11 protein-coding genes are annotated in these 11466 nt (G+C 64.5%); 5 read left to right on the top strand and 6 right to left on the bottom strand.

What is annotated here, in order from left to right:
- Positions 1–9: 9 nt before the first annotated feature.
- The 3 genes from AC0YKC_RS03185 to AC0YKC_RS03175 form a co-directional block, all read right to left on the bottom strand.
- Entirely contained in the window at positions 10–1566 is a 1557-nt protein-coding gene (locus AC0YKC_RS03185) for a formate dehydrogenase beta subunit (RefSeq protein ID WP_320294395.1), read from the bottom strand.
- Positions 1563–2042 (bottom strand): formate dehydrogenase subunit gamma, encoded by a 480-nt coding sequence (locus AC0YKC_RS03180; protein WP_320294396.1) that lies wholly within the window; start codon positions 2040–2042, stop codon positions 1563–1565. Before AC0YKC_RS03180 ends, AC0YKC_RS03185 begins: the two co-directional genes overlap by 4 nt.
- Before the next feature lie 193 nt (positions 2043–2235).
- On the bottom strand, positions 2236–3135 hold the full coding sequence (locus AC0YKC_RS03175) for a LysR family transcriptional regulator (protein WP_320294397.1): 900 nt from the start codon (positions 3133–3135) through the stop codon (positions 2236–2238).
- A 158-nt stretch (positions 3136–3293) separates the two neighbouring features.
- Between AC0YKC_RS03175 and AC0YKC_RS03170 the strand changes: the two genes are divergently transcribed.
- Together AC0YKC_RS03170 and AC0YKC_RS03165 are read left to right on the top strand one after the other, a co-directional pair.
- Positions 3294–3935: a DUF47 domain-containing protein gene (locus AC0YKC_RS03170; protein WP_320294398.1), complete on the top strand. Its 642-nt coding sequence runs from the start codon at positions 3294–3296 to the stop codon at positions 3933–3935.
- 3 nt (positions 3936–3938) lie between these two features.
- Complete coding sequence (locus tag AC0YKC_RS03165) at positions 3939–4943, top strand: inorganic phosphate transporter (RefSeq protein ID WP_320294399.1); 1005 nt, start codon at positions 3939–3941, stop codon at positions 4941–4943.
- Between the two features lie 25 nt (positions 4944–4968).
- Here the strand turns inward: AC0YKC_RS03165 and AC0YKC_RS03160 are convergent, their stop codons facing one another.
- The gene (locus AC0YKC_RS03160) at positions 4969–5346 is read right to left on the bottom strand and encodes a VOC family protein (RefSeq protein WP_320294400.1); all 378 of its coding nucleotides are present in this window, start codon (positions 5344–5346) and stop codon (positions 4969–4971) included.
- Positions 5347–5557: 211 nt separating this feature from the next.
- On the opposite strand from AC0YKC_RS03160, the gene AC0YKC_RS03155 reads away from it, so the two are divergent.
- Positions 5558–6727 (top strand): Mrp/NBP35 family ATP-binding protein, encoded by a 1170-nt coding sequence (locus AC0YKC_RS03155; RefSeq protein ID WP_488509957.1) that lies wholly within the window; start codon positions 5558–5560, stop codon positions 6725–6727.
- A gap of 22 nt (positions 6728–6749) precedes the next feature.
- Here the strand turns inward: AC0YKC_RS03155 and AC0YKC_RS03150 are convergent, their stop codons facing one another.
- Positions 6750–7199 carry an SRPBCC family protein gene (locus tag AC0YKC_RS03150; protein ID WP_434725067.1) on the bottom strand — a complete coding sequence of 150 codons (450 nt, stop codon included), beginning with the start codon at positions 7197–7199 and terminating at the stop codon, positions 6750–6752.
- Positions 7200–7350: 151 nt separating this feature from the next.
- On the opposite strand from AC0YKC_RS03150, the gene AC0YKC_RS03145 reads away from it, so the two are divergent.
- Together AC0YKC_RS03145 and AC0YKC_RS03140 are read left to right on the top strand one after the other, a co-directional pair.
- Positions 7351–9156 carry an IlvD/Edd family dehydratase gene (locus tag AC0YKC_RS03145; RefSeq protein ID WP_488509954.1) on the top strand — a complete coding sequence of 602 codons (1806 nt, stop codon included), beginning with the start codon at positions 7351–7353 and terminating at the stop codon, positions 9154–9156.
- A gap of 129 nt (positions 9157–9285) precedes the next feature.
- Positions 9286–9684 (top strand): hypothetical protein, encoded by a 399-nt coding sequence (locus tag AC0YKC_RS03140; RefSeq protein ID WP_488509952.1) that lies wholly within the window; start codon positions 9286–9288, stop codon positions 9682–9684.
- Positions 9685–9735: 51 nt separating this feature from the next.
- On the opposite strand, the gene AC0YKC_RS03135 is transcribed toward AC0YKC_RS03140, so the two are convergent.
- Positions 9736–11325: a trimethylamine methyltransferase family protein gene (locus tag AC0YKC_RS03135; RefSeq protein ID WP_488509950.1), complete on the bottom strand. Its 1590-nt coding sequence runs from the start codon at positions 11323–11325 to the stop codon at positions 9736–9738.
- Positions 11326–11466: the final 141 nt, after the last annotated feature.

Here is an 11466-nt window from a genome sequence, read left to right as displayed (position 1 = left end):
TGCCAGCTCCTATTCAGCCGCCACGCGCGCCGGCGCGGGCTTGAAATCCTCGGGGAAATGCGTGATCGAACTCATCACCGGATAGGGCGTGAAGCCGCCCAGCGCGCAGAGCGATCCGAACTTCATGGTGTTGCAGAGGTCGGTGACCAGAGCGAGGTTCTTCTCCGCCTCGATGCCTGCGGCGACCTTGTCCAGAACCTCCACGCCGCGCGTCGAGCCGATGCGGCAGGGCGTGCACTTGCCGCAGCTTTCGATGGCGCAGAACTCCATGGCGAAGCGCGCCTGCTTCAGCATGTCGGCCGTGTCGTCGAACACCGTGATGCCGGCATGGCCAATCAGACCGTCGCGCTTGGCGAATTCCTCGTAGTCGAAGGGCGTGTCGAACAAAGCGCGCGGGAAATAGGCGCCGAGCGGGCCGCCGACCTGCACCGCCTTGACCGGACGTCCCGAAGCCGTGCCGCCGCCGATGTCGTCGACGATTTCGCCCAGCGTCAGGCCGAAGGCCGTCTCGAACAGGCCGCCATTGCGAACGTTGCCTGCGATCTGGATCGGGATCGTGCCGCGCGAGCGGCCCATGCCGAAATCCTTGTAGTAGGCGGCGCCCTTGTCCATGATGATCGGCACCGAGGCCAGGCTGATCACATTGTTGATCACCGTCGGCTTGCCGAACAACCCTTGAATGGCGGGCAGCGGCGGCTTGGCGCGCACCACGCCGCGCTTGCCCTCGAGGCTGTTCAGCAGCGAGGTTTCCTCGCCGCAGACATAGGCGCCGGCGCCGACGCGGATCTCCATGTCGAAAGCGTTGGGCGAACCCAGCACGTTGACGCCCAGCACGCCCGCCTTGCGGGCGATGGCGACGGCCTTGTTCATCGTCGCCACCGCATGCGGATATTCCGAGCGGATATACACGAAACCCTTGGTCGCGCCGGTGGCGACGCCGGCGATCGCCATGCCTTCGATCAGCACGAAGGGATCGCCTTCCATGATCATGCGGTCGGCGAACGTGGCGCTGTCGCCCTCGTCGGCGTTGCAGACGATGTATTTCTGCTCGCCCGCCGTATCCAGCACCGTCTTCCACTTGATGCCGGTCGGGAAACCTGCGCCGCCGCGACCGCGCAGGCCGGACTCGGTCACCTGCTTGACCACATCGGCCGGCGTCATGGCGACGGCGTTCTGCAGGCCGCGCAAACCGCCCAGCGACTTGTAGGCGTCGAGCGACAGCGGGTCGTTGATGCCGCAGCGCGCGAAGGTCAGCCGCGTCTGCTTGGCGAAGAAGGGGATCTTATCGGGCGAGCCGAGCCAGCGCTTGTGGTGGCCGCCGGTGAGAAAGCCGCTGTCGAACAGGCTCTTGACGTCGGACGCCTTCACCGGTCCGTAGGCGACGCGGCCGTTGGCGGTCGCGACCTCTACCATCGGTTCCAGGAAATAGGCGCCGCGCGAGCCGTTGCGCACGATCTTGGCCTCGACGCCGCGCTCCTTGAGTTCCTTCTCGATCGCCTTGGCGACCTTTTCGGCGCCGAGCGCCAGCGCGCCGGAGTCTGCCGGGATATAGATGCGCGGGATCATGAACGTACCTCCGCGACGATCTCTTCGATCTTCTCGTCATCGAGCCGGCCGATGACTTCGCCGTCGAGCATCGCCGACGGCGAGCAGGCGCAAAGCCCGAGGCAGTAGACCGGCTCCAGTGTAACCGATCCGTCGCGCGTGGTCTCGTGGAAATCGATGCCGAGCAACTGCTTGACCTTGGCCGCGACGGCGTCCGAGCCCATCGACTGGCAGGCTTCTGCCTGGCAAAGCTTCAGCACGTGCCGTCCGGCTGGCTTGGCGCGGAAATCGTGATAGAAGCTGACCACGCCGTGCACTTCGGCCCGGGAGAGGTTCAGCCCGTCGGCGATCACCGGCAGCGCGTCCTTCGGAACGTGCCCGAACTCTTCCTGTATGCTGTGCAGGATCGGCAGCAGCGGGCCTTCCAGGCCCTTCATCTCGTCAATGATCGCCGCCGTGCGCAACGCGATCTCGGTACTTGCGGCCTGCATGATCACGCAGCGCCCTCCCTGGTCGTGGCGGCCAATGTATGTCACCCCTGGATATAGTGCGGTTTCGGGGCAACGACATGCATAGGGCGCAATATCGCTAAGTCCTTACGAAATCAGAGGAAACCTCCGAAATCAATAAAGCGCTCCCGTCGCTCGATAGAAAATTTCTATCGAAATCAGGTAGCCCGCATTGTCTAACCTAGCGGTGGGCGCGGAAATCGTCCGCCAGCGCCATCGCCTCGTCCAGCAGCGCCTGCACCAGCGGCGTGTGCGGCTCGCCCGGCGCCGCCACCAGCCCGACCGTGTGGCTGGCATCCGGCTCGACGATCGGGATCGCCCGGATCGGTTCGGAAAAGCCGAATGTTTCCGCAAGGTTGAGCGGCATGATCGACGACCATTTGCCGGTACGGATATGCGAGAAGAGCACGATCATCGAATTGGATTCCAGCGTCGGCCGCACCTGCACGCCGGCTTCCGCCAAATGCTGATCGATGATGCGGCGGTTCTGCATATCCGGCGTGAGAAGACACAGCGGCAGCTGGCTGATCTCGGCCCACGTCACTTTGTCGCGGTCGGAATATGGGTTCCCGACCGCCGTGATCAGCTGGTAGCGCTCGTCATAGAGCGGCACGCTGGTGACGCGCCCGAGCGGCTCGTTGTCGAGATAGGTGATGCCGGCATCGACATCGAAATTGCCGAGCAGCGTCAGCACCTCGATCGAGGTGCGCGACAGCACCGAGAAGGTGACGCCCGGATGCTTTTCGCGGAACGGCGTCGTCAGCCGCGCCACCATGGCCAACGCAGTGGGGACCGCCGCGATGCGGATGCGGCCGGCAAGGCCGTGGCGCGCCGCGCGCATCTCCTCGCGCATCGTCCTTGTGTCGCCGACGATGCGGCGCGCCCAGGTCAGCACCTGCTTGCCTTCCGGCGTCAGGCCCTGGAAGCGCGAGCCGCGCAGCACCAGCATGACGCCGAGCTGCTCCTCGAGCTGCTTGATGCCGGCCGACAAAGTCGGCTGGGTCACGCCGCACACCTCCGCGGCCCGGCCGAAATGCTCCTCCTTGGCCAAAGCGATGAAGAATTCCAGTTTGTCGATCATGCCGTCCGATCCGCAGCGGTTTGCCCAAGGTCGGGGAAATCGCCCCGCTTCGCAAGACGCATGCGCAATCGACCTCGTCCACATTTTTGAGCCGGCTATCTGTTTTCCCGCGCCGCCCATGGCGTTATGTGGGATAGGCGGAAGCAAGGAGGGACGACATGCTGGGCTGGTTTCGCAAGCTGTTGCCGCGCGAGGATCGCTTCTTCGATCTGTTCGAGCGGCATTCGCGCACCGTGGTCGGCGGCGCCGAGGCCCTTGAGCAGCTTCTCCAGGGCAAGGACATCGACCGCTGGTGCCAGAAGATCGTCGATCTCGAAAACGAGGCCGACGGCATCACCGCTGAGGTTCTGCTTGCCGTTCGACGCTCCTTCATCACCCCGTTCGACCGCGGCGACATCAAGGACTTGATCCAGTCGATGGATGACGCCATCGACATGATGCACAAGATGGTCAAGACGGTGAAATTGTTCGAGGTCAGCGAGTTCGACCCGCTGATGCGGGAAATGGGCGGCGTCATCGTCCAGGCCGCCCGATTGGTCGCGGAGGCAATCCCGCTGCTCGGCAAGGTAGGCGCCAACGCAGCGCGCCTCAACGCCATCGCCGAGGAGGTGATGCGCGTCGAGGGCCGCGCCGACGATCTGCACGAGCAGGGCCTGAAGGACCTGTTCAGGCGCCACGGCCGCGGCGACGCCATGGCCTATCTGATCGGCTCGGAGATCTATGGCCAGTTGGAGAAGGTGGTCGACCGTTTCGAGGATGTCGCCAACGAGATCAGCGGCATCGTCATCGAGAACGTCTAGGCGATGGAAGCCACGATCGCTTTTCCCCTGCTGATCGGCCTCGTCGCCGTGGCGCTGTTCTTCGATTTCCTCAACGGCCTGCACGACGCCGCAAATTCGATTGCAACCATCGTCTCCACCCGGGTGCTGAGGCCGCATTACGCGGTGTTCTGGGCGGCTTTCTTCAATTTCATCGCTTTCCTGTTCTTCGGCCTTCATGTCGCCGAGACGGTCGGAAAAGGCATCGTGGACGCCAGCATCGTCACGCCGGCGGTGATCTTCTCCGCGCTCGTTGGCGCCATCGTCTGGAACATCGTCACCTGGGTCGCAGGCATCCCGTCGAGCAGTTCGCACGCGCTGATCGGCGGGCTGGTCGGCGCCGGTGTTGCCAAGGCCGGAACCGGCGCCATCGTCTGGTCGGGGCTCGGCAAGACGGTCGCTGCCATCGTGCTGTCGCCGGCGACCGGATTCGTGCTGGCGCTCGTCCTTGTTCTTATTGTTTCGTGGCTGTTCGTGCGCCAGACGCCGTTCGCCGTCGACAACACGTTCCGCGTGCTGCAGTTCTTTTCCGCCTCGCTCTATTCGCTTGGGCATGGCGGCAACGACGCGCAGAAAACCATGGGCATCATCGCCGTGCTGCTCTATTCGCAAGGCGCGCTCGGCCCGACTTTCTATGTGCCGCTCTGGGTGGTGCTCACCTGCCAGTCGGCGCTGGCGCTGGGCACGCTGTTCGGCGGCTGGCGCATCGTCCACACCATGGGCTCGAAGATCACGCGGCTGAACCCGATGCAGGGTTTTTGCGCCGAGACCGGCGGCGCCTTGACGCTTTTCGCCGCCACCTGGCTCGGCGTTCCGGTTTCGACGACGCATACCATCACCGGCGCCATCATCGGCGTCGGCGCCGCCCGCCGCGTCTCTGCCGTGCGCTGGGGCATCGCCGGCAACATCGTCGTCGCCTGGGTGATCACGCTGCCGGCGACGGCGGCGATCTCCGCACTGACCTATCTCGCGACGCGCTTGGCCGCATGATGCGGCCCGGATCGCGGCTGCGGCATTATTCGCCCACCAGGTTCAGGATGTTGCCGTCGGGGTCCTTGAACCAGGCCACCTTCATGCCGGAGCCGACATGGATGTCGCCTTCGAGCGACAGTCCAGGCATATCGTAGTGCTCGAAGGTGATGCCCTTCGACTTCAGCGACTTGACGATAGGCTCGATCCGGTCGCCCACTGCCCAGGTTGCGGCCGTCGCCTTGTTGGTGCCGGCGAATTGCGAGTGATAGACATTGATGAGAGTATCACCGCTTTTGTAGACGATCAGTTCGCCCTCCATGTCGTCCACTTGGCTGAGGCCCAGCGTTCCCTCGTAGAACGCCTTTGCCTTGGCGATGTCCTTCACCGCGAGATTGGCTGTCACATTGCTGTTTTCGAGCATGGCTGTCTCCTTCCCCGGTTGTCGTGATGGCAATGGAAATAGCGCGGGCGGGTCGTTTGGCCATGACCTGGCCCCGAATCCGCGCCATGGCCCTGGCCAAATCCGACTCCATCCGTCGCTTTCCGGGGCACGCCGGGCGAGCCATTGCGCCACGGCTTGGTTCTGCCGGCAAACTGCACTATCTGGAACGCCAACGCCCCGAGGAAAGATCATGTTCGTTACCAAGGAATCCGTCGTCGAGCGCCTGAAGACGGTGAACGGGCCGGATTTTACCGGCAACATCGTCGATCTCGGCATGGTCTCGGAGATTTTCATCGCCGATTCCAAGGTATTCTTCTCGATCACCGTTCCCGCCGCCCGCGCCCAGGAGCTGGAGCCGTTGCGCGCCGCCGCCGAACGCGCGGTGAAGGCGATCCCCGGCGTCGCCAGCGCCGTCGTCGCGCTGACGGCGGAGAAGAAGGGCGGCGGCATGGAAGCGCCGGTTCCGGCGCGCCCTGCCGCCCCGCGGCCCGCCGCTCCGCCGCCGCAGCGTCCCGCGCCGCACGCGCCCGCATCGCAGAGCCATGGCAAGCGCGGGGTGCCAGGCATCGACGCCATCATCGCGGTCGCCTCCGGCAAGGGCGGCGTCGGAAAATCGACCACCGCCGTCAACCTGGCGCTCGGCCTTGCTGCCAACGGGTTGAAGGTCGGCGTGCTCGATGCCGACATCTACGGCCCATCGATGCCCAGGCTGCTCAACATCCACGGCCGGCCGCAGACCGTCGACGGCAAGATCCTGAAGCCGATGCAGAATTACGGCCTCAAGGTGATGTCGATGGGCTTCCTCGTCGATGAGGAGACGCCGATGATCTGGCGCGGCCCGATGGTGATGTCGGCGCTGACGCAGATGCTGCGCGAAGTCGAATGGGGTCCGCTCGACGTGCTGGTGGTCGACATGCCGCCCGGCACCGGCGATGCCCAACTCACCATGGCCCAGCAGGTGCCGCTCGCCGGCGCCGTCATCGTCTCGACGCCGCAGGACCTGGCGCTGATCGACGCGCGCAAGGGCCTCAACATGTTCAAGAAGGTCGATGTGCCGCTGCTCGGCATCGTCGAGAATATGAGCTACTTCCTCGCGCCGGACACCGGTAAGCGCTACGACATTTTCGGCCATGGCGGCGCGCGCCGCGAGGCCGAGCGCCTCGGTGTCACCTTCCTCGGCGAGGTGCCGCTGGAAATGGGCATCCGTGAGAGCTCGGACGCCGGCGCCCCGGTCGTCGCCTCGAAGCCGGAGGGCGCCGAGGCGAAGATCTACCGCGACATCGCATTGAAGGTCTGGGATCGGGTCCAGCAAGAGCGCGGCGCGGCCGAAGCCGCCGTGCCCAGCATCGTGTTCGAATAAACCCTTTCCCTTGAGGGGAGGGTCAGGCGCCGACCTTCTCGCCGAATGTCGAGAAGAACTGCCCGGCCAGTTTCTTCGAAGTCGACTGGATCAGTCGGCTGCCGAGTTGGGCGATCTTGCCGCCGACCTCGGCCTTGGCGGCATATGTGAGCACTGTCGCATCCGGCCCGTCGGCGGTCAGCGTCACGTCGGCGCCGCCCTTGGCGAAGCCGGCAATGCCGCCCTTGCCCTCACCCTGAATGGTGTAGGAATGCGGTGGCTTGAGGTTCTTCAGCGTGACTTCGCCGTTGAAGGTCGCCTTGATCGGCCCGATCTTGAGCACCACGGTCGCCGCCATCTCGGTGTTCGAGGTCTTTTCCAGGCTTTGGCAGCCCGGAATCGCCTCCTTCAGGATTTCCGGGTCGTTGAGGGCTTCCCACACTTTCTCGACGGGTGCGGCGATCCGCTCCTCGCCTTCGATCACCAAAGCCATCAAGACCTCCCGCGTTTGCTGATGCCGATTGGTCGTAGCGCGCGGGCCGGGACAAGTCTATCGCACCAAAGTCCGGGTTCTGGCTGCGCCTGCCTCTTGCCTGCATGAGCGCATTGTCCTATCGATTTGTCATACAAATACGGAGACCACCATGGCAGGCGCCCCCACCAAGAAGAAGAAATTTCGCTCGCAGGAGTGGTTCGACAATCCCGACAATCCGGGCATGACGGCGCTCTATCTCGAGCGTTACCTCAATTACGGCCTGACGCGCGCCGAGCTGATGTCGGGCAAGCCGCTGATCGGCATCGCGCAGACCGGTTCCGACCTTTCGCCCTGCAACCGGCATCATCTCGAGCTCGCCAAGCGCGTGCGCGAGGGCATCGTCTCGATGGGCGGCATCCCGTTCGAGTTTCCGTGCCATCCGATCCAGGAGACCGGCAAGCGCCCGACCGCCGCGCTCGACCGCAACCTTGCCTATCTCAGCCTCGTCGAGGTGCTTTACGGCTATCCGCTCGACGGCGTCGTGCTGACCATCGGCTGCGACAAGACCACGCCGGCGCTGCTGATGGCGGCGGCCACCGTCAACATTCCGGCGATCGCGCTGTCGGTCGGCCCGATGCTGAACGGTTGGCACAAGGGCAAGCGCACCGGCTCCGGCACCATCGTCTGGGAATCCCGGCAAAGGCTTTCGGCCGGCGAGATCGACTATGACGAGTTCATGGACATCGTCGCCTCCTCGGCACCCTCGACCGGCTATTGCAACACCATGGGCACCGCCACAACGATGAATTCGCTGGCAGAGGCGCTCGGCATGCAGTTGCCGGGCTCGGCCGCCATCCCCGCGCCCTATCGCGAACGCGGCCAGATCGCCTACGAGACGGGCAAGCGCATCGTCGACATGGTGCATGAGGACCTGAAACCGTCCGACATCATGACGCGCGGGGCCTTCGAGAACGCCATCGTCGTCAACTCGGCCATCGGCGGCTCGACCAACGCGCCGATCCACCTCAACGCCATCGCACGCCATCTCGGCGTGCCGCTCGACAATGACGACTGGCAGAAGATCGGCCTCGACATTCCGCTGCTGGTCAACCTGCAGCCGACGGGCGAGTATCTCGGCGAGGACTATCACCATGCCGGCGGCGTGCCGGCCGTCGTTGCCGAACTGATGAAGGGCGGCCTGCTGCCGCATCCCGATGCCATCACCGTCAACGGCAAGTCGATGGGCGACAATTGCAGGGATGCCGTCAACGAGAACCAGGATGTCATCCGCAGCGCCGACAAGCCGCTCAAGGCCAATGCCGGCTTCATCAATCTCAAGGGCAATCTGTTCGATTCCGCCATCATGAAGACCAGCGGCATCTCGCCCGAATTCCGCGAGCGTTATCTCTCCAACCCGAACGACCCTGAGGCTTTCGAAGGCAACGCCATGGTCTTCGACGGGCCGGAGGATTACCACGCCCGCATCGACGACCCGGCGCAGGGCATCGACGAGCACACGATCCTGTTCATGCGCGGCGCCGGTCCGGTCGGTTATCCGGGCGGCGCCGAGGTGGTCAACATGCAGCCGCCAGCCTACCTCATCAAGAAGGGCATCCATGCGCTGGCCTGCATCGGCGACGGCCGCCAGTCCGGCACCTCCGGCTCGCCGTCGATCCTCAATGCCTCGCCGGAAGCCGCGATCGGCGGCGGCCTTGCACTGCTCAAGACCGGCGACCGCGTCCGCATCGACCTCAAGAAGGGCACGGCCAATATCCTCGTCAGCGAGGAGGAGATCGCCAAGCGGCGCGCCGCGCTGCAAGGCAATGGCGGTTATCACTATCCCAAGCACCAGACGCCCTGGCAGGAGATCCAGCGCGGCATGGTCGACCAGTTCTCGGCCGGCATGGTGCTGAAGCCGGCGGTGAAGTACCAGGACGTCGCGCACACCAGCGGCGTGCCGCGCGACAATCACTGATCGTGTAGTCGGCTAAATCATGAGGGCGGCTCGCCGATGGCGGGTCGCCCTTTTCTGTTGCCCTTGTTTCGTCTCGACGGAACCCACAGATAAGCTCGACCTCGGCAGCCTGCGAAGGGGAGAGATATAGTGGCGAAACGGCGTTCTTCCCTCGGCTTCCTCGGCATGTTCGGCCGCTCCGGCGACTTGCGCCAGCTCGACGAGGCGCTGCGTGCGGCCGACCTGCATCCCGCCCTGGTTCCTGAGGGCGTGAAGCTCACCATCGTCAACCTGATGAACGACTGCTGGCCCGATGAGCCGCCGGCGGACGCCTATCAATCCGTGGCGCAGCTCTGCGGCTATTGCGTCGCCGGGCCGCAAGTGTTCGAGCAGGCCAATGGCCGGGAGCTGACATTGGCGGTCGAGCGCCGCATCGATGCGGCGCTGGACGCCGGCGACAGTTTCGACGCGCAGATCGTGCTGATGACGCTGCACGCCAAGCTGATCAATGCCGAAGTCGTCGAGCGCTATGAGTTGAGGGCCGACTGACTGGCAGGCAGGATGCGTTGAGATTCAGGTCAGGTCGGCCTGACCTGAATATTAGCCGCCCATGCCGCTGCGCGGCAGCTTGATCATCTCGCCGAAGCGGGCGCGCAACTTGTCGTCGAGCAGGCGCGAGACGTGGCGCGGGAAACGCTCGGCAAGCACGCGCTTCTTCTCCGCGATCGCCCGCGACAGGATGTCGGGCCGGCCCTTTTCGTTCCATTCCTTGGGTGAGAAACGGTCGCCGACGGCGGGATAGAAATACTCGGTCTGCATCAGCTTCAACGTCTGATCGTTGCCGAGATAGTGTCCGGGACCCTTCATGCAGACATCGGCGATGGTGTCGATCGACAGCGCCTCGTCGGTCACCTCGATGCCGCGCACGCAGCGCAGGCAGTGTCCCAGCATGTCGTTGTCGATGATCAGGCTTTCCAGGCAGAAGCCAAGCAGCGAGGCATGCATGCCGGCCGACTCATAGACGAGATTGAGGCCGGCAAGACCGGCCATCACGTCGGTGATGCCCTTTTCATAGCCAGACTGGATGTCGGGCAGTTTCGAATCCGTCATGCCGGCGGCCGAACCACCCGGCAGATCATAATATTGCGCCATCTGCGCGCAGGCCGCGGTCAGCACTGCCTGCTCGGCCGAGCCTCCGGACATGGCGCCGGTGCGGAGGTCCGAGACGAACGGCCAAGTGCCGAAGATCGCCGGATGCCCAGGCTTGATGGCATTGACATAGACCAGGCCCATCAGCACTTCCGCCACCGCCTGCACGACGGCGCCGGCGATCGCGGCGGGTGCCGTGGCGCCCGCCTGGCCGGCGGAGAGCAGCAGGATCGGAATGCCGCCTTCGACGCAGGCTTCGAGCACGCCGCAGGCGTCCTCGGCGAACTTCATTGGCGGCACGACGAAGCAGTTCGAGTTCGACACGAACGGCCGCGCGCGGAAATTCTCCTCGCCGCCGGCGATCGCGTAGAGCATTTCCAGCGCCGGCTTGACGTTCTCGCGCACGGTGAACGAGGTGCCGACATGCTTGGACGTCCCCATCACGCAGGCATAGAGCGTGTTGAAATCCATATCGAGCGGATCGGGAATGTCGCGCGGAACCATGGTGCGCTGGAAGAAATGGATGTTGTCCAGCCCGTCGACGAGACGGGCGGCGTCGTAGAGATCCTGCAGCAGCGATTCGCGGTATTCGCGCTTCTCGACATCGACCAGATGCACCGCCGCGCCCGCCGTGCCGTAGTGCACGCGTTTGCCCTGGATCAGCATGTCGTGCTTCGGATCCTGGCCGTAGAGGGTGAAGTTGCGCGCCGCTCGTTTGATCGTGTCCAGCACCAGCGCGCGCGGCAGCCGGATGCGGCCGTCGTCGCCATAAATACCGCCGACCCGGGTCAGCGCTTCGATGCAGGACGGGATGGCGTTGGCGAAGCCGACCGTCTCGAGGAGCGTCAGCACTGCTTCGTGGATGCGTTCGCGGTCGTTCTGGCTCAATGGACCATAGCTGCCGCCTTCAAGCCCCGCCCGCACCGGACGGATATCGTCGGCCAAAGGCGCCGCCCGCATCGCGCGGCGCGCTTCGCGTCCGCCGGAACGCCGCGAACGCTGGTCCGCCGACGCTTCCTGCTTCTCAAGAGCCACTGACATGGAAGCACTCCACCTTTGTCTTTTATCTGCGAGGCGGTCCGCGGCGGTTGGTCCACCATCGGTCTGCCTCGTCCCCTTCTGGCCCCGACTATGCCGCCGGCATTGGCACAGCCTATGGGCCAACCATTTCCGTCGAATATG

The sequence above is a fragment of the Mesorhizobium sp. CNPSo 4661 genome (assembly GCF_057784215.1).
The sequence above is the reverse complement of the archived record's forward strand: the minus strand, read 5'-3'. Positions and strand labels throughout refer to the sequence as shown.